Source organism: Dyella sp., assembly GCF_051962475.1.
Classification (GTDB): domain Bacteria; phylum Pseudomonadota; class Gammaproteobacteria; order Xanthomonadales; family Rhodanobacteraceae; genus Dyella_A.
On sequence record NZ_JBQCCF010000033.1, the window covers coordinates 20,808 to 41,786 of the forward strand.

Sequence of the window (20,979 nt, forward strand, 5' to 3'; positions counted from 1 at the left end):
CCGCGTTCATGGCGTCGCTGCGCTCACCGTGAGAAGCCGGGGAGCTGATCTTTGCCCGCCGGGTCAAGCAGCCAGGCCCCCCAGACAGGAGCGTGCCGGTCGTGTACCTCGCCTTCGCCGGGAAGCGGAAGGCGGGCGTTGCGCATGAGCGGCCGCACCAGGTGCGGCGTCACCATGATCACCAGCTCTTTATCCGTACGGCTGTACTTCAGATCGCGGAAAAAGGCGCCGAGGATGGGGATGTCGCCCAACAGCGGTACCTTGTCCACTTGCGAGTTGATCGACTGGCTCACCAGGCCGCCGACAATGAAGGTCTCGCCGTCTCCCAATTCCACCGTGGTGTCGGCGCGACGCGTGGTGATCGCAGGCACCGACACGCCGTTGAGCGATACCGCATTGGTGTAGTCGAGATCGCTAGCTTCCGGTGCCACTTTCAGCGCGATGCGGTTTGGGGCAAGCACCGTCGGAGTCACGGTGAGGCCGATGCCGAAGGGCTTGTAGACGATCGTGGTGGTGCCCAGCCCCTGGGGGACGGGGATCGGGAGCTCACCCCCGGAAAGGAAGCTGGCACTCTGGCCGGAGAGCGCGACAAGGGTGGGCTCCGCCAGCACGCGGACCAGACCATCGCTCTGCAACAGGTCGAGGTTGGCATTCCACAGGTGCCTGCCGTTGGCGCTGGTGTGACCGAGCACGAGGTTGAAGGCCGAGGAGATGACGTCGTTCCCCGCACCGCTGCTGCTGATCTGGGACCCGGGACCACCGAGGCTGTAGCTGAAGCCGTTGTTGCCCGCCTTGAAGCTCAGGCCGATCTGACGCAGCGCGGTCTTATCGAACTCGACGACCTTCACATCCACCTGCACCACACCGCCGCTTGCGACCGTGGACTGGTCACTCACGCTGCCCTTGGCCCCCACGGCATCCCTGGCGGCCGCGATCGTCTGTGCGTGATCGAGCAGGGAGGGCGTGCTTCCCTGGATCAGTGCTTCGCCGTCGTGCACCTGCAATTGCGTGTCGCCGCGGTCAGACAGCAGCGCCTGCAGTGGATTGCGCACGTTCACCAACACCCGTTGCGGCGCCTGATGGCCCCGCATCCAAAGCAACAATGTGGTCTGCCCGGGCTTTTTCCCGACCAGCAGCGCCTGCCGATTGCCCTTGAGCAGCAGGAAATCGGCGACAGTCGGATCGGCGATGGCGACTCGTTCGAGGTCGGCTGGTACGGGCCATGGGCGCTGCTCGTGCGTCGTCAGCGTTTCCACGGATTGGCTGCTGGCGGCAGCGGTCGCCGCGATCAGCAAAGTCAGGCAGGCGGAGACTCGCTGCAACCGTGACGTCATGGCAAAAGCTTCCCTGCGTTGGCTGTTTGTCCGCGCTGTGCCCCTCGAATGATCTCGATGCCGCCTCTGGAGAGTTGACGTGGCCGGGATACGGGTGCGTCGCCGCGACCGGCCAGTCCCGCACCGTCGATACCCCCAAAGGCGCGGTTTGCCGGTTGCCCCAGCGCTGCCCGTTGATCGGCGGAAAGTCCAGGCGCAGGTTCCAGCACGGCCCTCGGCTGCAAAAAGAGAGCGAGGTCGGGTTGGTCGCTGTCCCGAGGGTTTCGTAAGGCGAGGGACAGTTGTCCCTCCTGTGCCCCCAGCAAGAGGCGATCGACCGACTCCAGCGGCACGGCCAGCACGGCGGTGCGCGCGGGAGTTTCTTTCGAGATTGGCTTCACGGTGGCGGCAGCGGCGCTTCTCTCGGGAGTCGCTGTCGGCAGATCGTGCGCGCCATAAGCCAGCACGCGCAGTCGCGACAGCAGCAGGCGGGATTGAGCCAGACCCGACGGAATGCCGCCATCGGTGGTGCGCGATCCCTTGAGTACGAGGAAGACATCGACGTAGTCGCCCGGCCCGATCCGGTGGGCTACGCCGGTCACCTCGTTCACCGGCACGGCAAGCGCCCGTTCGTCAGGATGCAGGGCGGCGGAGAGGTCGTTCGCAAGCAGCGTTGCCGTGATGGGCGCTCCGCTTGGGATGTCGATACGTGGGATGCCGCCAGCGACCTGCGCGATGTCGTCGTAGCCGTCCGTCGGGCGCGGATGGCGGGCAGCGAAGCCCAGTGCGTCCGGGGGAATGGGACTGCCTGCACGGAGCGGGCGCTCCGCTATGACAACGCGACCGTCGTCGGAGGCATCGTTGACCGACTTCGCTCCGACGGCGGTGCCCGCAGGGTTCGCCTCTGATGCCTTGGCGGGGTGCCGCCCCTGCTGCAGCGCGACGAGCGCGAGTACTACGGCGATACCCACCAGGAGCAACGCGGCGAAGCGGGTGATCTTCTGCGTTGATGGAATGTCCATGGGATCAGTCGCCTTGCGTGTCGAGTTGGACGGTCGCTGAGCTGGTCAGCGCGCCTTGCATCAGCCACCCGTAGACCGTGGTCGTGCCGGGGATGAAGGGGTGGGCGTTGTAGTCGTAGGCGGTGCTGACGGTCATGCAGCTGACTGACGGTGCGCTCGCACAGGGGCTGGCGGCCGAGACGGCGATGGGTGCGTAACTTCCTCCGGGGGGCGGAGGAGCCGCGCAGTCGGCCGTCTCGCCGGAGTAGGTGAGCAGCCATTTCATGGATTGCCTCGCTGCCTGGCAGGCCTGGGTTGCGCGTGTGGCGTCACTGCCATAGCGCAGTGCGGCCCTTGCGCCTTCTTCGGCCGCCAGGGTCAGTGACTGCCTGGCCGCGAGAATCAGTACGCCAGAAAAGGTGAGCATCAGCAGGGGTAGCATGCCGAGCAGGAACACCAGCGCGAACTCGACGGACGCGACGCCGCGCTGATCGCGCGGTAGCGCCTGGGCGCGCCGATTCCCGCGCGGTGTCGGGCTGATCACGGCAGCCATCGATGACAGAACCCAGGCGCGGCAATGAAGGTGAGAGCACCAAGGGCAAGGTAGGACGCGAACGGCGTGCCTGGACGCCCTTGGCGACCCGATTGCAACCACCGCGCAGGCGCCGAGGCTGCCATGCGCATGTGCATGGATCCGGCAACGTGCCGTAGACCCCAGCGCCACAGCAGGCCGGCAACCAACTGCATGCCACCCAGCAGTGCGCTGATGATCCATATCGGCAGCAATGCCTCCATCCCAAGCAGAAAGCCCAAGGTGGCGTAGAACTTCACGTCACCCGCACCCATCCAGCCAAGCGCATAGAACGGGAGTAGTGCGATCAGCGCGGCTGCCAGCCCGGCGAGATGCGTCCAGGTGCTCCATGAAGCCACTGCTCCAGGGTTGGTGAGCCGGTCCGCTGCAAGCAGGACGGTGCCTAGCATCAGCGCGAGAAGTAGCCAACTGTTGGGCACACGCCGCGCACTTAGGTCGCCGAAAAAAATCGGGACGCATAGCGCAACGGCAACGATGGGCAATGGGCTCGGCAATTTCTATGATTCCAATAAATCGGCAAAGAAACAAAAATTAATCGCCAAGGCGAACTATTCCAGGCCCTCGATAAAAGGCCGTTTTTAGGGTGGGCGTCAAATAAATGACGCGGCCCTTTTGGGAGCGTCGCTTACAGGCTGTCAAGCACCGCTGTGAGCTTGGCGAACACAGCAGTAAAGAAGGCCTGTATCGACGGTTGAAATATTGCAACGATGGCTGCAGCGACGATGGCCGCCAAAATGCCGTACTCAACAGCCGTGATGCCGCGTTCGTCGCGAATGAACTTGCGCATGAATGCCTTCATTGCCTTGCCTCCTTTGAAACGAAGTGACGACCATAAAAGCAGAGCCTGAAAAGGCTCCGGCTGATAGAAGTGAAGAAGGAGCGGGCGCATGGCAAGGTGCGCGACCGGCTGCGGTCGTATCCAAGCGTGGCGCCTGGCACGCCCCTGCTCTGGCCGCTGTGGTGGGTTGTTCAGGACCGCGACGATGCAGCGGTTCCTCGACCGTGAGTGCGATATCCATATGGCCCCTGATTCAGGCAAGCGAGCCAGCGCTCGCCACTCCATAACGCCAGTCTCTGTCCGCGAATCGGATTGGGATGCACAAAAACGGCAAAAAGATTAGAGAAATGGTTTTGTGTATCAGAATTTTTCTTAGAAATAGGTCGTCTCGGCAAAGCATCTTGCGAACCTCATCGTTTGCCGAAAACGTGCATTGTTACAAAGGTTATTTCTTCTAGATTAGTATTCTGAAACGGCATGCGCCGACCGCGGGTGATACAGGCGGGCGCCAGGGGGCGTGAAGCTTATGGAAGGCTGTTATTCATGGCGATAGCGGGAGGCGAGGATCTGCAGGCCTGCGACCTCGTCTCCATCGCCGGGTTGTTGCGGGTTTGCGAGATGGAAATGGTCCTGCTCGGTGGCCATGGCCCGCGAGCGACCTTCAGTTCGCGCGCAACCAGTACCACGATCTACTGTCACGGCGAAGTTGACTTTCCGTTCCGGGGCCGTTTTGTACTTCCCGCTGAGTGGTGTCTGCTCGGGTACATTCACCAGATGCCGGAAGGCGGCTGGTGCCATGGCACTCCGCTTGAGTCGGGCGTGGCTTTTCTCCTGTCACCAGAGGGCATCAGCGAATTCAAGCTGGGGGCGCATGCCCGGCTCACCGTGGTGCTGGTGCCTGTCGAGCGATTGCATGCTCAACTCATCGCGCTGGAGCCGCATCAGCCCGCACAGCTCGCGCGGCGGCTATCGCTGTTCAAGCTCAACCAGGACGCACAGGCAACCAGTCTGCGCGAACATTTCCACGGCATCGGCGCCCGGTTGATGCAGAATGATGGCGCAGCGGGTACTGCGGAGGTTGCTGGCGCGGAGGTGGATGCCTTGATCGCCAGCTACCTGATCGCGGGAGTGGCCGCCTCGCCAGATGACCGGCCCCGATGCTCACGCGGGCGGCGTACGCACTACTTGGTCGTGCAGCGCACCGAACAGTTCATGCGTGCCAATATCCGGCGCGAGATCTACATCAATGAGCTGTGCAACGCGGCCGGGGTGAGCGAGCGCTCACTGCGCTACGCCTTCGACGAGCTGCTGGGCGTATCGCCAAGCAGATACCTCTCACTGCTGCGCTTATGCACCGCCTGCCGAAGTCTCACGCTGTCGGACGCCAGCCGGCGATCCGTCAAGTCGGTCGCGCTGAGCTGCGGGTTATGGGATCTCTCGCGCTTCGCCGACCACTACCGGCGAGTCTTCGGAGAGCTACCGCGGCAGACGCTGATGCGCACGCCGTCGTTGGAGTCGTCGCTGTCCTCATCCTGACTTCGGCGTCGATCGACTCGCGAGGAGCCGCCTCTGCTTGACCGAGCCTGGGGCCAGGCGGCGCGTCCGGTTGTCAACGATGGATCAGCCGAGGTGTGTCGATTGCCGGATACGCACCAGACATTGCCGGATATGCGCACAGTAGTGCCGCTGCGACATATCCATCGACCGTGCGGGTCGGTCTAATGGTCCTCAAGCAAGCTACCAGTTCACTTCGGAGGTAGTTGTCTGCTGTGCTTCTCGCGCAAGCTGGGCACGGACTCGGGAGCGGTGTTGCTCGCTGTGCGAGCCAGCGTCGCGCCCGCGACGTCGACGTATCAAGACAACCATGGGAAGCGCACGCAACATAAGGAGCAATGAAATGAGCGTTGTCTATTCGATCAGGGCGAGCCGCAACACACAGTGGTATGTCACGATCAATCGATGGGTCGTATGCAGACAGCTGAAGCTGGCGCCGGCGATAAAGCTTGCGCGTCAACTCGCTAGAGAAGAGCACACCGCGTCCGGCCGTACCGTTTTTGTAGAGCTGGCCACCGAAAATTTGTCTATCCTCCTCGCGCACTATCCCAGGGAGGCGGCAGAATTTTCTGGTGCCGATGTGATGAGTGCCGTGGCCTAGAACGTTCTAAGACGGGTGGCGACGGTACTGGCGGAGGCAGTCGCCGGCTGCCCGGCTTGGGAAGCAGACATCTGCCGTTGGCCGCGCCGTACAGCGATGCAGTTCTGGCGGCGACAGCCTTGATGCTTGCTTGCCCAGAGCCACGCACTGTCCAAATGTGGAGGCGGCCATCCGTGGCCGCTCCAACTCTCCATAGACGCGCGCATGTCGATCGCCGTACGGCTCCTGCCGCTGTCCATAGGCGGCTTCCTGCCGCTACGGCGCCGGTTCCCTGCGAACCCGCTGTCGCGCTCCAGCTTCCTGATCGAAAGTTATCCATCCATGGATCCGGCGTCCGTGCCGCTCCCCTTCCCGGTGGCGTCTTGGGACGCTCCTAGGGTTCCAGTGCTTTGGCCGTCAGCTCGTCGAGCTCGATATACATGGCGATCACCGGTTGCCCGTCGATCCATTGCGGAGGGCCGATTCGGTGAGCATGAATTCCGATCTGCCGAAGGATGCGCTCCACTCCCAGCGCAGTGAAGGTAATCAGACGAGCCGCACCGCGCTGCAACGCGGCACCCGTGAGTGCCCTGAACAAGGTGCAGAAGCGCTCGCGTTGTTCGTCTCTCGATAGCGTCATGCCTGGTGTGCTCGGCCGGGTAGAGAACCGTGACAGCTCCCAAAGCTCGGGTGAGCGCGGGGGGATGACTCCGTTCATCAACTCCGGAAAGACATCGCCGAGCAGATAGCCCTGAGTCGTGGGAAGCAGTCGAGCGCAGCCACACAGCTCGCCGGCATCGTCTTGCGCCACCACATACACGGTATCCGGGCGATCGAACTGATCCCGTTCATCACCTTCCTGACATGCAAGCTGCCACCCCAATTCTTCGACGAACACGCTGTGCCGGTAGGCTCCCAGGCGCATGTCCAGGCCAGCGGGCATCTGCTCGAAGGTTCCTGCAAACAAGAACAGCACCAGCGATCTCCGCACCCCAATCCCTGAACGATTCAAGAGGAGTTGCGGCTACTGCGTAACTGTCATTGTTGACAGCTCCACACGATGTGGATGGCGTGTAGGCTAAGCGCTTCCCCATGTGCGCCTTGCGGATGCCAAGGCTCGCGGACGCAGGTCCCCGAGAGCCTGACGCGTGCTTTCCTGCCACGCCGCCTCGTCGAGCCATTCGGCGAGAAGCAGCTGGGTGGTGCGCGGACCCAGATCCATGTTGTCGTCGGACAGGAGCCTCAGGTTGGACTGAATCCCCCCTGGAGCGGCCAGCAGGCGATTCTCCAGCGTTTCCATCCATGCCCAGCCGACGCTGACCAGACGGACAGTAGAAGAGGGCGGCTCAAGTGGGGCAATCCATTCGCAGTGCCCGGCACGACGAATGCCGAGGCCTACCCGAGCGTGTGCTAGCTCCTCGAGCAGCGATGCGTCCGGCCAAACCATGTGCGGGCGGAACTGCAGGCGCAGAAATGCAGTGCAGGTAAGTCGCAGATAGCCATCGTCGGCCATGTCGATGATCCTCCGGAACGGCTGGCCAAATGACCATGGCACCTTAGCCCCATACCAAGTAACTTTCAGCTGTCATATCTCGCAGTTCGGAGAGGCGGCGGTGATTCGTTGGCGCGACGATTGTCTGCATCGTCTGGGGGCGCTGTCCGGCTCCATGCCGGACATGGTCAGTGAACTCGGCTCGATCGTTCAGGAACTGGGTTTCGACTATTGCTCTTATGTCCTGAAGACGCCGTTGCTATCGGCGAACGACCCAGAACTGGCCTGGGCAAGTACCTATCCCGACGCGTGGCTGGAGCGCTATTTTTCGCAGGGATACCTGGAGATCGACCCGCTCGTTCGAGCCCCTTTGCGGGGGTACGCGCCGTTGGTGTGGAGCGCCGCCGTGCGCGAGGATTGCGGCGAATTCTGGGAGGAGGCGGATGCCTACGGCATCAGGCATGGTTGGGCGCTGACGACCTACGGTCGGGGCGGCACCAGCGGTGTCCTGTCGCTGGCACGTTCCGGTTCCGCGCTCACCGCCGACGAGTTGAATGCGCGTGAGATGCAGCTCATGTGGCTGAGCCAGACAGTGCAAGGTCTGCTGAGCGCCGCGCATCAGCAGCGCCATCTTCCCGGGCCATCCTGCGAGTTGACTTCCCGCGAGCGCGAGGTATTGCGCTGGACGGCAGCCGGCAAGACTGCCGACGAGATCGGCATCATTCTGGGTATCACCGCGCGCACCGTGAACTTTCACATCACGCGCTGTGTCAGCAAGTTGGACGTAGTCAACAAGACGCAGGCGATCGCCAAGGCCATGCTCTTCGACATGCTCTATTGATCCTTGCAGCGCAGCCCAGCGTGCCGTGTAGCTCCCGCGTGCCCGAGATGGCGGGTGATGAAAAGCTGATCAGCAATATTGCCACTCGCATAGCTGCGGGTCCGGCGGGGCAGATGCCCCGCCGGGTGTCTTGCATCACTGCGCCAGGATCGCTCCGTAGTGCCCGTTGACGTTCACGCTCACCACGCCGCTCTGCACCGTGTAGTGCGTGCCCGAGAGCAGGTCGGTGACGGTGCTGCCGTTGGTCATGCTCAGCTGCCACACCGGTACGGTCACCGTGTGGCTGGTGCTGTCGTTGTTGAGCGCCACCGCGATGCGGTTGGTGGCGTCGAAACGGCCGTAGGCGTAGAGCTTGTTGGTGTCGTCGGTGAGCAGGCTCATGAACGAGCCGGTGCGCAGCGCCGGGTAGGCGTTGCGGATGGCGGTGAGCTTGCCGGTGAGTGCCACGGCGCTGTTGGTGCTGGTGCCCACGGTCCAGTCGAAGGTGCGGCGATTGTCCGGATCGGCGCCGCCCTGCATGCCGTATTCGTCGCCGTAGTAGATCGTCGGCGTGCCCACGTAGGTCATCTGGAAGATCAGCGCGAGGTAGGTCTTCCAGATGTCGCCGCCGGCGCGGTTGCCGAAGCGGGTGATGTCGTGGCTGGAGAGGAAGTTCGACATCACCTGCTGCACGTTGGTCGGGTAGTTGGCCCGCGTCCCGTGCAGCCAGCTGTCGAACTGCGAGGCCGGGATCGATGCGCTGCCGCCGCCGTAGTCCTGGCCGGTGATCCATTCAGACACCGGCTGGGTGAAGCCGTCGTAGTTCATCGCGCCGTCCCACTCGGCGCCGTTGGTGGTCCACGGCCCGGCGTTGCCCCAGAACTCGCCAAGGATGTCTGCGTTGGAGTTGACCGATTTCACTGCGCTGCGCAGCTCGGCCATGATCTGGTGGTTGGTCGTGTCGCTGCCGCCGTTGCCGCCGGCATCGATGTACTGCGCGGCGTCGAGTCGCCAGCCATCGATCGAATAAGGCGACTTGAGATAGGTCTGCACCACGGAACTGGCTGAGCCATAGATGGCGTTGCGTACTGCTGAACCGCTGGCGCCATAGTCCAGCTTGGGCATGCTGGAATAACCGAAGAATCCGGAGTAGGTGTTGGGCCAGCTCTGGAAGGTGTAGTAGCCGTAGGTGGGGCTGGACTGCGACTCGTAGGCGCCGGTGATGGAAGTCCACCAGTTGTAGCGGTCGAACCACTTGTGCGTGTCGCCGGTGTGGTTGAACACGCCGTCGAGCACCAGGTAGCCCTTCGGTCCGTTGCTAGTGCTGTGGATGTCCGCGCTCAGCGTCTGCAGCGTGCTGTTGCTGCCGAACGCGGGGTCCACCGTCATGTAGTCCTCGGTGTCGTACTTGTGGTTGCTCGGCGAGAGGAAGATCGGGTTGAGGTAGAGGATGTTCGCGCCGACGGTGTTCTTGATGTAGCCGAGCTTCTGGTCGATGCCGGCGAGGTCGCCGCCGAAGAACACCGCGGTGTTGCAGCCGCTGACGTTGGCGAACACGCTCGAACCCCACGCGTGCTGCTCGGTGGCGCAGCCGGAATACGTGTACTGGCCGTTGCTGACGTCGTTGGCGGTGGAGCCGTTGTAGAAGCGGTCCGGGAATATCTGGTACATCACGCCGTTCTTCATCCACGCCGGCGTGGTGAAGTTCGGGATGATGAAGAAGTCGCCGGAGCTGGGTTCGGACGAGCTGATGCCGGCGGCGTTGTACCAGGCGGTGGCCGTGCCATCGGTGATCTTGAAGCGGTAGTACTTCTCCGATGCGCTGGCCGGGATCGTTCCGGTCCAGTAGTCGAAGGTGCCGGTGGGGTCGTTGGACGACCAGCTCATCGCCACGGTATGGAAGGCGCTGTCGCCGCTGTCGTAGTACTTGATGGTGGCGCTGGTGATATCGCCCTTGAAGGTGCGGAAGGTCAGCGTCACCGCCTGCGCGGACGTGGGCTCGACATGGTTGTCGAACATCGGACCCTGGTCGTGGAACAGGCCATTCCATTCCACGTTGTTGTCGTTGCTGGCGGCGCGCGCCGTGACGGGAAGTGTGCCTGCCGCCAGCGTGGCGGCCAAAGCGAGCCAGAGTGCGCGGCGTGCGGTCGTGCGGTGCTGCCATCCCTCCCGGGAAGAATCCTTGCTTGCGAACATCGACTTTCTCCTCCAGTGATGGCCCGTGCCGGAATGGCGCGGGCAAATCGGGAGCAGACGAGGCCGACGCGCGGCCCCCTGACCGCACGTGTGGTGTATCGACAGCTCCCTCCGAAGGGGCGCGCGTGCGCTTACATGGGCGCGTGCCCCCAAACCAGCGCGAGGGTTCGCGCCTGCGCCGCGTTCACCCGGACATAGGTGACCGCGCCGAATCGATCGGTGCCGGTGGCCCAGCCTTCGCCGCTGCCCTGGGTCAGGGCAGCGAGATTGCTGGCCCGCGCCAGCGCCTGGCCATCGGCGGTGACGGTGCTGGCCGCACCGCCGTGCATCTTGAACAGATAGAACTTGAGCGCGGGCGTGAAGCGGCCCTCGACAGCGCCGGTCTGCACCGTCACGCCGTTGGCGGTGCGCTGCAGGCCGAGCGGCTGGCGGAAATACGCGCCGTGCTCGTAGTCGTAGGTGGTGCCGTCATCGTCGTAGTAGTCGAACGAGGTGCGCCGGGCAGCGGGGAACATATCCACGTCCACCTGTGTCACCGGATGCTGGCCCACGTAGTCCATCACCGGCTGGGCGGGAATGATGGCGCCGTCGCGCACGAACAGCGGGATGTCGCTCCAGGTCTTCGCATCGATCGCCAGCGTCACGTCCTGGCCGCCGGCATAGCGCTTGCCGCTGAACCAGTCGGTCCACTGGCCGGCGGGCAGGTAGATGGTCTTGGACGTCTGGCCCTGTTCGACCACCGGCGACACCAGCAGGCTGTCGCCGAACATCCAACTGGCCACGTCGTTGCGCACTTTCGGATCGTTCGGCCAGTCGAACGTGAGCGGGCGCACCAGCCCGACGCCGCTGTGGCGGCGCTGGTCCTCATAGCTGTAGATGTAGGGAATCAGCCGGTAGCGCAGGCGGATCGCATCGGCGGCGGCCTTCTCCGCGGTGGGGCCGTACACCCATGGCTGGCGCTTCTGGCTGGAATCGCCATGCACGCGGAACACCGGCACGAAGGCACCGAACTGCACCCAGCGCGCGTAGTTTTCCGGGCTCGGCGTGCCGTTCGTGAACCCGCCGGTATCCATGCCCCACTGCATCGCGCCGACATCGATCGCGCTCAGCATGCGCGCACGCTGGCCGGCCATGCTGGCGAAGCCGGTATGGATATCGCCCGACCACATGCCATAGGCGTAGCGCTGCGCGCCCAGGTAGAAGTTGCGGCTGATCGACCACACGCGCTGATCGGTCATGGCGCGCTGGCCGTCGTAGATCGCGCGCTGCATGTCCAGGTGCTGGGTGTCGATGCCGACGTTGTCCGCTTCGTCGTTCCACCAGCCGACGATGCCGGAGTGGAAGGCGGTCTTCATGTGATCGAAGAACCACGTGCGCGCCTGCGGGTTGGCGAAGTCGATTTCGCGCACCAGCTTGCCGGAGAAGTAGTCCTTGGCCGGCTGATTGCCCTTGAGGAAGTAGCCCTTCTCCGCGGCCTCGCGGCCTTCCACGGTGTTGACGTGCACGCGCGGCTTCATGATGCCGGTGAGCTTGATGCCGCGCTCGTCCAGCATCTGCTTGAGCTTGCCGCTGGGGCCGTCGGGGAACTTGGTGGTGTTCCAGGTGAACTCGCCCCAGTCGTTGCCCCAGTCCTTCCAGTCGAAGTCGAGTGTGAAGTTGTCGATCGGGATGTGCTTGGCGCGGTAGGTGTCGACGATCTGCAGCAGCTCCTTCTCATCGATCCCCCACTGGCTGTTGGTGAAGCCCATCGCCCATTTCGGGAACAGCGGCGTGCGGCCGCTGATTGCCGCCACGTCGGCGAAGATCTGTTTCGGCGCGCCGGCGATCAGGTAGACGTCCAGATCCTTGCGCGAGGTGTCGTCGGTGGCGATGCGGCCGTTGGCGAGGTCGAACGTGCCGCCGACCGTATCCACCAGCACGCCGTAGCCGGCGGTACTCCACACCAGCGGCGCGCCGGCGTGGCCCTGTTCGCCGGCAGTGATCTTCTGCGTGCCAGTGCGCAGCAGTCCGGCGCTGGCGTCCTCGGTAGCGTTGTAGCCGCCGATGCCGTACAGCGCATCGCCAGGGGCGTGATCCAGCGTCAGCTTGCCGCCGGTGAGCTTGACGACATCGCGCTGGGTCAGCAGCACGTGCCCGGCGGCGTCGGAAAACTGCAGGCTGCCGTCGCGCGCGTCCCAACGCAGCGTGGCCGCACCGGTGGACAGCGTGGTCACCGTGCCCGCCCTGCGAGTTTTCACGTTGGCCGGCGCGGCATGCAGCGCCTTCGGGTCGATCACGATGGAAGCGGGGCTGCTCTCGCCGTCCGGCAGCACATGGATGCGCACGGCGGTGGGCGTAATGAAACCGATCGCGATGCGGTCTTTGCCGCGGGCAAGCGTGAGGCTGCCGTGGTCGACCTGCGCGGTGATCGCGGCCGGCGTGGTGGCGGCCAGCGCGGGGGTGGCCGCCATGCCGAGGCTGAGGCCGAGGGCGAGTGCGAGTGCGAGGTGACGGGGTGTGAGCTGGGGCATGCAAAAAACCTTTCGATAAACCAGGGGGCCGGAGCCTGCGCTCAGCGCAGGATCACCGAAGCGTAGGGCGGCAGCGTGAGTTGGCCGTCGGCGAGCGTAGCGCCGGCGGCGGTCTGGCGTGCCACGGTGGAAAAGGTGGCGGCGCTGGCGCCGATCGCCACGCGTTGCGGCTGGGCGGACAGGTTGTGCAGCACCAGTACGTGGCTGTCCGCGTCATCCAGCCGCCAGGCGGCGACGTGGCCGTTGCCGGTCGGCCACGCGTGCAGCGTGCCGTCGCGCAGCGCGCTGATCTCGCGGCGCCAATCGATCAGGCTGCGGTAGTGGTTGAGCAGCGAGGATGGGTCGGCCAGCTCGGCCTGCACCGAGACCTCGGCGCCGTCGTGCGCGGTGGATGCCTTCCAGCTCGCCTCGCCGCTGGCGCGGGTGGAGCGTTCCCAGCGCATCGGCTCGCGCAGGTCCGGGTCCGGCTTGACGCCGCGCATGCCCAGTTCCTCGCCGTAGTACACGTACGGATGGCCGGGCAGGGTGAGCAGCATCGCGGCGGCCACGCGCATCGGCCCGGCCTGGCCGTCGAGCTGACTCATCACGCGGTTCTGGTCATGGTTGGAGAGAAAAGGCGCATCCACGCCGGCCTTGCCTGCTGCGGCGTCGAACGCACCTTGCGCCTGCTGCAGGAACGTCGCCAGATCGCCGGCCTCGCCGCTGCGTGCAGCGTCGATCAACCGCGTCGCCAGCGGAAAATCGAACACCGCGCTGAGCGTGCCGAACCACGGCGCCAATGCTTCGGGCGTGCTTTCGGTGACTTCGCCCACCACGTAGGTGGCGGGGTTCACCTGCCGCGCGCCGCGCATGAACTGCTTCCACCAGGCGAGGTTCCTGTCCAGCACGGTGCGGTCGCCTTCCTGCGACTTGAAGTCGAGATAGATGTGGCGTGCCGCATCCAGCCGAAAACCGTCCACTCCTTTGCGCGACCAGTACTGGCCCACGTCGACCATTGCCTGGCGCACGGCCGGGTTGTCGTAGTTGAGATCGGGCATGCCCGGGGAAAAGATGCCCAGGTAGTGCCGGCCGTCCGGCAACGGCTGCCAGGCGCGGTCGCCCGCGGCGCTGTGCTGGGCCAAATCGGTGCCGGGCGTGGCCCATTGATACCAGTCGTGGTGCGGGTCGCGCGGGTTTTGCGCGGCGAGGAACCAGGGGTGCTGGTTGCTGGTGTGGTTGATCACCAGGTCGATGATCACCTTGATGCCGCGCTGGTGCGCCTCGCGCAACAGGCGCTCGAAGTCGGCCATGGTGCCGTACTGCGGGTTGATCGCCTCGTAGTCGGTAACGTCATAGCCGTGGTAGCTGGGCGAGGGGTTGATCGGCATCAGCCAGATGCCACTGACACCCAGCGACTGGAGGTAATCGAGCTTGGCGGTGACGCCGTTGAGATCGCCGATGCCGTCGCCATTGGTGTCGTACCAGCTGCGCACGAAGATTTCGTAGTAGACGCCGCTGCTCGCTGCATCCCGGGTGGGTGCCGGGGTCGCCGCGCTGCTGGCGGCTGCGTGCGTCGCGTGGGGTGGCACCACACTGCAGGCGCTGGCAAGCGCGGTGGCAGCGGCGAGGGCGGCAAGTAGTAAGTGGCGGGGCAAGGGCAGCTCCTGCAGCGGCGGGAATGATCTCGATGCCGGCACGCCTTCGCACCGGAGAACAGAGCGATCGGACGTCCAAAACCGGCGCCAGCAATCGCTGTCGATGGTAGGTGGCGTGCGCCTTGCCGCGCCGCTCCTGCATACGTATTCATCCGCAGCACTGTGCGGTTTTTCGTTGTGCGGTGCGGAATAAAAATCGCCTCGCCGCGCCGGCGATGTTTCGGCGAAGATGCTTCACCGTTTTCTCCCCAAGCGCGCGCAATGAACCAGACCGACGTCTTTCTGATCGCAATGTTCCTGATCTTCTCGGTGCCTTACCTGTTGTGGCGACTGGGTCGCACCGACTACTACGCGCCGCTGGTCGTGGTGCAGATCCTGTGCGGCATCGTGCTCGGTCCCGGCGTGCTCGGCGCGGCGTATCCCGGCTACTACGCCGAAGTGTTCAGTGCGCCGGTGATCCAGGCCTTGAACGGCATCGCGTGGTGGGCGGTGATGGTGTTCGTGTGGATCGCCGGTATCGAGCTGGATCTCAAGGAGGTATGGCTCAAGCGGCGCGAGTGCGGCATCACCGCCGGCCTGGCCCTCGGGGCGCCGCTGCTTACCGGATGCCTGGCAGCCATCGGGCTGCTCGCCTGGCGGGAGGGATGGATTGGGTCGGCCGCGGCGCCGTGGCAATTCGTGCTGGGCGTGGGTATGGCCTGTGCGGTGACCGCGCTTCCCATCCTGCTGCTGCTGATGGAAAAGCTGGCGATCCTGCGCGAGCCGCTGGGCCAACGCGTGCTGCGCTACGCCAGCCTCGACGACGTGGCGATCTGGGGCGTGCTGGCGGTGATCCTGGTGGATTGGCACCGCGTCGGCCTGCAGTTCGCGTTCCTGCTGCTGTTCGCGCCGGCGGCGTGGCTGTTCCGCCGGCTGATGCGCCGCATTCCAGAATCCGACCGCTGGTACCTGGGCCTGATCTGGCTGGCCGCCTGCGGCTTTGCCGCCGATCGGGCCGGTCTGCACTTCATGGTGGGCGCGTTCCTTTCCGGCGCGGTGATCGACCGCGATTGGTTCGAGCAAAAGCAACTCGACCTGCTGCGCCACCACGTGCTGCTGGTGGTGATGCCGGTGTTCTTCCTGTCCACCGGCTTGCGCACGCACTTCAGCGTCGGCGGGGGCGCGGTGTTCATCGCCGCCGGCGTGCTGCTGGTGGCGGCGGTGGCTGGCAAACTTGCCGGCGTGCAGTTGGCCGCGCGCCTGCTGCGTTGGCCGCGAGGGCAGGCGTGGGTGGTCGGCTGGCTGCTGCAGACCAAGGCGCTGATCATGATCATCTTCGTCAACATCCTGCTCGACCGGCAGCTGATCACCAGCGACACGTTTACCGCGCTACTGCTGATGGCGGTGGTCAGCACCATGCTCACGGTGCCGATGGTCGGCCCGCGGCTGGCCCAGGCGTTGCGCAGCGGCGAGTAGTCCGCCGCACTCAACCCTCGGCGCGGCAGTGCGCGGCGACGAAGGCCTCGTGGCCCGGAAAGGTCTGCACGGCGCGCTGGATCAGCGTACGTATGTTGCCTAGGAAGCCGTCCAGCTCGCCGGCGGGCAGCGCATCGGCCACCGGGTGGTAGCGCTGCGGCTCGATGCCCTGGCCGATCAGCACCTGCAGCCAGCCGACCTCGGTGAACAGCTCCTCGCCGTGGCGGAAGATCTGCCCGCTCTGGCGAAACAGCTCCACCCGGCGCGCCAGGTGCTCGGGCATGCCGATGGCGCGGCAGTGGCGCCAGAACGGCGTGTCCTCGCGCTCGGTGGCGCGGTAGTGCAGCACCAGGAAGTCGCGCACGCTCTCGTATTCGAGTCGGGTCAGGCGGTTGTACTCGTCGCTCAGTGCGCTGTCGCAGTGGCGATCGGGGAACAGCGAGATCAGCCGGCTGATGCCGGACTGGATCATGTGGATGCTGGTCGACTCCAGCGGCTCCATGAAGCCGCTGGCCAGGCCCAGTGCCACGCAGTTGCGGTTCCAGCTCTTGCGCCGCATGCCGGTGGTGAAACGCAGCATGCGCGGATCGGCCAGCGGCTTGCCGTCCAGGTGCTCGAGCAAGGTGGCGGTTGCTTCGTCATCGCTGATGTACTCGCTGCAGTACACGTGGCCATTGCCGTTACGGTGCTGCAGCGGGATGCGCCACTGCCAGCCGGCGGTGCGGGCGCTGGCCTGGGTGTACGGGCGCATCGGCGCCACGCGTTCGCTGGCCACCGCCACGGCGCGATCGCACGGCAGCCACTGCTGCCAGTTTTCATAGCCGCTCTTGAGCGCGCCTTCGATCAGCAGGCCGCGAAAGCCCGAGCAGTCGACGAAGAAATCGCCCTCGACGATCTCGCCGCTCTCCAGCTGCAGCGAGTCGATGAAGCCGTCGTCCGCACGCAGGCGCACGTCGACGATCTTTCCTTCGGTGCGCTGCACCCAACCCGGGGCGCACGTGGCGCGCAGGTACTGGCCGTACAGGCCGGCGTCGAGGTGATAGGCGTAGCGCACCCCGGTGAGCGGGCTGCTGCCGACCCGTTCCATGCGGCCGAAGCGCAGCTGCCGGCAGGCCTGCGCGTTGATCGAATAGCTCCACAGGTCCGGCGCGCCGCTGCCGCGCTGCTGGCGATCGCGCAGCCAGTAATGCTGGAACGGCACCAGGCCCAGCGGCAGGCCGATGTCGCCGAAGGCGTGCAGATAGGAGTCGCCGATCCGCCGCCAGTGGTTGAACTCGATGCCGAGCTTGAGCGTGCCGCGCACGGCGCGAAGCATGGCGTCCTCGTCGAGTCCGAGGAACTGGTTGATGTGGCGAATCTGCGGAATGGTGGCCTCGCCCACACCGACGATGCCGATCTCGTCGGACTCGATCAGGCGGATCGAAACGCTCGGGCCGAGCGCTTTGGCGAGAAGTGCGGCGGTCATCCAGCCGGCGGTGCCGCCGCCGACGATGACCAAGCGCTGGATGGGATGGGCCTGCATGCACTGCCTCCTGCTCGCCGGTAAAACGCTGGTTAGCGGCTGGCCGGCGGCTTGTCAAAAAAAAGCCCCGTTGGATGAACTCAACGGGGCTGGTGGGGAGGAAGCCTTGCGGCTTACTGGAACTTGTAGGAGACGCCTACCTCGTAGCGGCGACCGTAACGCTCCCAGGTGAGCACCTGGCGCGGGTCGTTGTTCTGGAACGTGGTGAAGATCTTGTTCGACAGGTTCGAGCCCTGGGCGATGAGCGTCAGGCCGTCCAGCGGACCATGGTCGAAGGTGTAGCTGACCTGGGCGTCATAGGTGCTGCCGCCGGCGACCGTCTGCAGGATGCGCGAAGCACTGATGCCCGACACCTCGCCCAGGAAGCTGGAGCGGTAGTTGTCGCTGATGCGTGCCTCGAATCCGGCGTGCTGGTAGTACACCGTGCCGTTGGCGACCCACTTGGACAGGCCCGGTACCGTGATCGGATCCGGGTTGCCGCCGTACACCAGCGAGCTCTTGGTGCGATTGCCGGTGAAGATCGCGCCGAAGCCGTTCAGCGCCGGGGTGATCAGACCGCCCGGCAGGTTCAGCGTGACCTGGGCGCCCTTCACGTAGCCGCGGCCGTCGTTGGTGGGGCCGGAGATGGTGCCCATCGTCGTGCCCAGCTGGGCCTCCTGGGCCGGAGTCAGGCCGAACGGCAGGAACGAGCTGAAGTCGTAAAGGAATGCCGCGTTCGGGTTGATGTAGTCGTGCAGGGCGATGAAGTAGCCCGACACCGCGAAGTAACCGCCGCCGCCGGTACGGCACAGGTCCGAGTTCTTGTTGTCGGACGAGTTGCACGCGAAGCCGGACGAGTCACCCGAGAAGTAGTGCTCATAGCTGACGTTGTAGTTGTCGGCCATGGTCGGCTTCAGCTTCGCGTTGCCGCCGTCGGCCTTGAAGTAGGCCTGGTTTGGATCGGTGGAGGACAGGTGGCTGATGTCTGCGTGAACCGTGAGACCCGGGTTCATCTGGTCCATGCGGGCACGAGCCAGGGTACGGGCCGCGCTGACGCGCACGTCATCGTTACTGCTGAAGCCGAAGATCAGGTTGGCGCTCGGCAGGTACTTGTTGTAGCTGGTGCTGCCCTCGACCGGGATCAGCGAAATCGCATTGCCGGTGATGGCGCTGCCCGGAGCGACGCGCTCGCCTACTCCGCGCTGCGACGTGTGCTGCATCTGCATGCCGAAGTTGCCGCGCAGGGTGACCGTGTTGCCCAGGTTCGTGTCGAGGTTGAACTGGAAGTACGGCGTCAGCACCTTCTCGCGCACCTTCCAGTCCGGCGGGGTGTTGAGCGAGGAGCCGAAGGTCGGCACGCCAACCAGGGTGCCGTTGCTGATCTCAGCCAGCGGGTCATAGCAAAGCTGTTGGCTGATGCCCATCCACGCCAGCGGACTGCAGGTGGTGCCGCTGTAGGGTGCGCTCGTGACGGCATTGCCGCCGCTGATGGTCCCGCCGCCCAGGGTCAGGAAGGTCTGGTCGATGTGGTAGGTCTTGTTGCGTGTGCTGTGCGCCACGCCGAACTCCAGGCTGGAGAACGGGCCGCTGGCGAAGTCACGCTGCACGCTCAGCTTGAGGTTGGCCAGGTAGTCGACGGTGTGCGGCGCGTTGATGAAGCCCGCCTGCACTAGGTCGTTGCCGCCGCCCCAGCCCTGCGGGTCGGTCAACACCACGCCGTTGGTGTAATCCAGCGACGGGGTGACGTACAGCAGGCCGTCGTTGCGCTCGACAAAGCCGATGGTGTCGGTCGGGCCGCTCTTGTTGAAGCCCAGGCCCGAATAGCTTTCCAGGTTGATGTCGTCACGCGTGGCGCGCGAGTAGTTGCCCACCAGGTCGGCAGACCAGTCTTCGTTGATGTGGAACTTGTTGTCCCAGTTGAAGTTGTAGACGCGCGCGCTGGTGCTGTTGTAATCGTTGCGGATGACCGGCGAGAGCGTGGTGTAGGTGCCGCTGGTGATCAGACCGTTGCTGGTGGTGTAGCCGGGCTGCAGGGTGGCCGAACCCCAGGCGAGCGGCAGCTCCATGCCCTTGGCCTGCTGCACTTCCTTGAAGTTGGTGTACGTCATGTCGATCGTGCCGGTGTAGTGCTCGTTCGGCTGCCACTGCACCGTGGCAAGCAGACCGTTGCGCTTCATCGTGTCGGAGATGCCGTAGTTCTTCGCGCCACCCACCACGGCATTGCCGTTGGCCACCGCATTGTCGGTCGGGTAGCCCCAGGGAGCCTGATGCTCGATCTGCGCGGGGTTCTTCTCGAAGTCCACGCCGAGGGTGACGCCCACCGTGTGGTCGGCGAACTGGTTCACCCACACGCCGTTGAGGTTGTAACCCTTGTCACTGACGCCCGGGCCCTTGGACAGCTGCGACTGGTCGTTCCAGATGTAGCGCGCGTTGACCGCGGCTTCGGCCTTGTCCTTCTCCAGCGGGCGGATCGTCTGCATGTCGACCGTGCCGGCCAGGCCCTGGCCGATCAGGTTGGCCTGCGGGCTGAGATGCACCACCACGGTGTTGAACCAGCTCGAGGGGTACTGATCGAACTGCACGTCGCGGTTGTTGGAAGTCGACACCTGCTGGCCGCCGTTGACCAGCGCGGTGGAGAAGTCCGGACCCAGGCCGTGGATGGTCAGCACCTGCGGGCGACCGCTCACTTCCTGCACGGCCAGGCCAGGCAGACGGCCCAGGGTGTCGGCGATGGACACGCCCGGCAGCTTGCCGATCTGTTCGGCCGAGACGGCCTCGACGATCGAGTCGGCGTTGCGCTTGACCGCGGTGGAGTTCTCCAGGCTGCTCACGAAGCCGCTGACCTCGACGGCCTGCAGCTTGGTGGCGCCACGCTTGGTGTCGGTCTTCTTGCCGTCCTGGCCCTGCGTGGCTGACTGGTCGGTGTTCTGCGCGCTGTCGCTGGACTGCGGGCCCGGTGCCGATGCGGCATCCGCCTGAGCGTGCGTTGCCACCATGAACATGGCCGATGCCAGCGCCGCGCTGAGCAGATTGCGCTTGAGATTCAACATGTACGCCTCCCCTTGGAAAATCGATTTGATTTCGCCGGGAGTGCCGTTGGAGTCGACCCAGGCCTGCCCGTTGCGAACGACGTTATGGTTGTGCCGTCGGGGCGGGATGTTAGTCCCGGGTCAGGCGATGCAGCGCAAACCTGCATACGTATTCATAACAATCCGTCATGCGCCTATCACTTTGTTGAAACTGATATTTTTTCTTGCCGCAACGCAATAGTCAGTTCGCAAGGAAAACGTTTCCATCGTTATCCCGTAACGCCATTGCGGGATGGTGCGACGCGGCAATATTTGTCGATGGTCGCGCCATGCACCCCGCGCGGGACATTGGGGGTGGTGCGCGCTTCGTCGTGGCCGTCAGCGCTGAGGCGCGGTGAACTCTCGTGCTTCCTCGCGCGTCGCGTGCGGCATGAAAGTGGTATGGACGCCATGGCGTTTAGACGTCTATATCATTTTCTCGATACGAATCCACATGAGTGCGCCGGGTGGTGGACAAGCGTGCC

The 20,979-nt window shown here is 64.6% G+C and carries 16 protein-coding genes; 4 read left to right on the forward strand and 12 right to left on the reverse strand.

Going from position 1 to position 20,979, the window contains the following annotated elements; all coding sequences use genetic code 11:
- Positions 1-23: 23 nt before the first annotated feature.
- The 5 genes from ACTHJF_RS07310 to ACTHJF_RS07330 form a co-directional block, all read right to left on the reverse strand.
- On the reverse strand, positions 24-1,334 hold the full coding sequence (locus tag ACTHJF_RS07310) for a type II and III secretion system protein family protein (protein ID WP_440266539.1): 1,311 nt from the start codon (positions 1,332-1,334) through the stop codon (positions 24-26).
- On the reverse strand, positions 1,331-2,335 hold the full coding sequence (gene cpaB / locus ACTHJF_RS07315; protein WP_440266540.1) for a Flp pilus assembly protein CpaB: 1,005 nt from the start codon (positions 2,333-2,335) through the stop codon (positions 1,331-1,333). The genes ACTHJF_RS07310 and cpaB overlap by 4 nt, the downstream gene beginning before the upstream one ends.
- Positions 2,336-2,339: 4 nt before the next feature.
- Positions 2,340-2,867 (reverse strand): TadE/TadG family type IV pilus assembly protein, encoded by a 528-nt coding sequence (locus ACTHJF_RS07320; protein WP_440266541.1) that lies wholly within the window; start codon positions 2,865-2,867, stop codon positions 2,340-2,342.
- Positions 2,855-3,325 carry a prepilin peptidase gene (locus ACTHJF_RS07325; protein ID WP_440266542.1) on the reverse strand — a complete coding sequence of 157 codons (471 nt, stop codon included), beginning with the start codon at positions 3,323-3,325 and terminating at the stop codon, positions 2,855-2,857. Before ACTHJF_RS07325 ends, ACTHJF_RS07320 begins: the two co-directional genes overlap by 13 nt.
- Before the next feature lie 206 nt (positions 3,326-3,531).
- Positions 3,532-3,693: a Flp family type IVb pilin gene (locus ACTHJF_RS07330; protein WP_440266543.1), complete on the reverse strand. Its 162-nt coding sequence runs from the start codon at positions 3,691-3,693 to the stop codon at positions 3,532-3,534.
- A 534-nt stretch (positions 3,694-4,227) separates the two neighbouring features.
- On the opposite strand from ACTHJF_RS07330, the gene ACTHJF_RS07335 reads away from it, so the two are divergent.
- Together ACTHJF_RS07335 and ACTHJF_RS07340 are read left to right on the forward strand one after the other, a co-directional pair.
- Entirely contained in the window at positions 4,228-5,220 is a 993-nt protein-coding gene (locus tag ACTHJF_RS07335; RefSeq protein ID WP_440266544.1) for a helix-turn-helix domain-containing protein, read from the forward strand.
- A gap of 361 nt (positions 5,221-5,581) precedes the next feature.
- Positions 5,582-5,839: a hypothetical protein gene (locus ACTHJF_RS07340; protein ID WP_440266545.1), complete on the forward strand. Its 258-nt coding sequence runs from the start codon at positions 5,582-5,584 to the stop codon at positions 5,837-5,839.
- A gap of 373 nt (positions 5,840-6,212) precedes the next feature.
- Here ACTHJF_RS07340 and ACTHJF_RS07345 read toward each other — a convergent pair whose 3' ends face one another.
- Both ACTHJF_RS07345 and ACTHJF_RS07350 read right to left on the reverse strand, forming a co-directional pair.
- A complete protein-coding gene (locus ACTHJF_RS07345) occupies positions 6,213-6,794 on the reverse strand; it encodes an acyl-homoserine-lactone synthase (protein WP_440266546.1) in 582 nt (193 codons plus the stop codon).
- Positions 6,795-6,896: 102 nt separating this feature from the next.
- A complete protein-coding gene (locus ACTHJF_RS07350) occupies positions 6,897-7,331 on the reverse strand; it encodes a DUF4902 domain-containing protein (RefSeq protein ID WP_440266547.1) in 435 nt (144 codons plus the stop codon).
- Here ACTHJF_RS07350 and ACTHJF_RS07355 point away from each other — a divergent pair.
- Positions 7,330-8,151: an autoinducer binding domain-containing protein gene (locus tag ACTHJF_RS07355; RefSeq protein WP_440266548.1), complete on the forward strand. Its 822-nt coding sequence runs from the start codon at positions 7,330-7,332 to the stop codon at positions 8,149-8,151. The genes ACTHJF_RS07350 and ACTHJF_RS07355 overlap by 2 nt on opposite strands.
- 135 nt (positions 8,152-8,286) lie before the next feature.
- On the opposite strand, the gene ACTHJF_RS07360 is transcribed toward ACTHJF_RS07355, so the two are convergent.
- The 3 genes from ACTHJF_RS07360 to ACTHJF_RS07370 form a co-directional block, all read right to left on the reverse strand.
- Positions 8,287-10,326, reverse strand: coding sequence for an alpha amylase N-terminal ig-like domain-containing protein (locus ACTHJF_RS07360; protein WP_440266549.1), 2,040 nt, complete (start codon positions 10,324-10,326; stop codon positions 8,287-8,289).
- Positions 10,327-10,457: 131 nt separating this feature from the next.
- Complete coding sequence (locus ACTHJF_RS07365) at positions 10,458-12,836, reverse strand: TIM-barrel domain-containing protein (protein ID WP_440266550.1); 2,379 nt, start codon at positions 12,834-12,836, stop codon at positions 10,458-10,460.
- A 41-nt stretch (positions 12,837-12,877) separates the two neighbouring features.
- The gene (locus ACTHJF_RS07370) at positions 12,878-14,470 is read right to left on the reverse strand and encodes an alpha-amylase family glycosyl hydrolase (protein ID WP_440266551.1); all 1,593 of its coding nucleotides are present in this window, start codon (positions 14,468-14,470) and stop codon (positions 12,878-12,880) included.
- A gap of 261 nt (positions 14,471-14,731) precedes the next feature.
- On the opposite strand from ACTHJF_RS07370, the gene ACTHJF_RS07375 reads away from it, so the two are divergent.
- Positions 14,732-15,925: a cation:proton antiporter gene (locus ACTHJF_RS07375; RefSeq protein WP_440266552.1), complete on the forward strand. Its 1,194-nt coding sequence runs from the start codon at positions 14,732-14,734 to the stop codon at positions 15,923-15,925.
- 10 nt (positions 15,926-15,935) lie between these two features.
- On the opposite strand, the gene ACTHJF_RS07380 is transcribed toward ACTHJF_RS07375, so the two are convergent.
- Positions 15,936-17,447 carry a tryptophan halogenase family protein gene (locus ACTHJF_RS07380; protein ID WP_440266553.1) on the reverse strand — a complete coding sequence of 504 codons (1,512 nt, stop codon included), beginning with the start codon at positions 17,445-17,447 and terminating at the stop codon, positions 15,936-15,938.
- Between the two features lie 113 nt (positions 17,448-17,560).
- Positions 17,561-20,476, reverse strand: coding sequence for a TonB-dependent receptor (locus ACTHJF_RS07385; RefSeq protein ID WP_440266554.1), 2,916 nt, complete (start codon positions 20,474-20,476; stop codon positions 17,561-17,563).
- Between the last annotated feature and the right edge of the window lie 503 nt (positions 20,477-20,979).

Bases quoted from the DNA above. Each gene is read 5' to 3' on its own strand.
- ACTHJF_RS07340 (WP_440266545.1), top strand. From the start codon at position 5,582: ATGAGCGTTGTCTATTCGATCAGGGCGAGCCGCAACACACAGTGGTAT.
- ACTHJF_RS07365 (WP_440266550.1), bottom strand. From the start codon at position 12,836: ATGCCCCAGCTCACACCCCGTCACCTCGCACTCGCACTCGCCCTCGGC.
- ACTHJF_RS07320 (WP_440266541.1), bottom strand. From the start codon at position 2,867: ATGGCTGCCGTGATCAGCCCGACACCGCGCGGGAATCGGCGCGCCCAG.
- ACTHJF_RS07360 (WP_440266549.1), bottom strand. From the start codon at position 10,326: ATGTTCGCAAGCAAGGATTCTTCCCGGGAGGGATGGCAGCACCGCACG.
- ACTHJF_RS07375 (WP_440266552.1), top strand. From the start codon at position 14,732: ATGAACCAGACCGACGTCTTTCTGATCGCAATGTTCCTGATCTTCTCG.
- ACTHJF_RS07385 (WP_440266554.1), bottom strand. From the start codon at position 20,476: ATGTTGAATCTCAAGCGCAATCTGCTCAGCGCGGCGCTGGCATCGGCC.
- ACTHJF_RS07310 (WP_440266539.1), bottom strand. From the start codon at position 1,334: ATGACGTCACGGTTGCAGCGAGTCTCCGCCTGCCTGACTTTGCTGATC.
- cpaB (WP_440266540.1), bottom strand. From the start codon at position 2,335: ATGGACATTCCATCAACGCAGAAGATCACCCGCTTCGCCGCGTTGCTC.
- ACTHJF_RS07330 (WP_440266543.1), bottom strand. From the start codon at position 3,693: ATGCGCAAGTTCATTCGCGACGAACGCGGCATCACGGCTGTTGAGTAC.
- ACTHJF_RS07335 (WP_440266544.1), top strand. From the start codon at position 4,228: ATGGCGATAGCGGGAGGCGAGGATCTGCAGGCCTGCGACCTCGTCTCC.
- ACTHJF_RS07355 (WP_440266548.1), top strand. From the start codon at position 7,330: ATGTCGATGATCCTCCGGAACGGCTGGCCAAATGACCATGGCACCTTA.
- ACTHJF_RS07380 (WP_440266553.1), bottom strand. From the start codon at position 17,447: ATGCAGGCCCATCCCATCCAGCGCTTGGTCATCGTCGGCGGCGGCACC.
- ACTHJF_RS07350 (WP_440266547.1), bottom strand. From the start codon at position 7,331: ATGGCCGACGATGGCTATCTGCGACTTACCTGCACTGCATTTCTGCGC.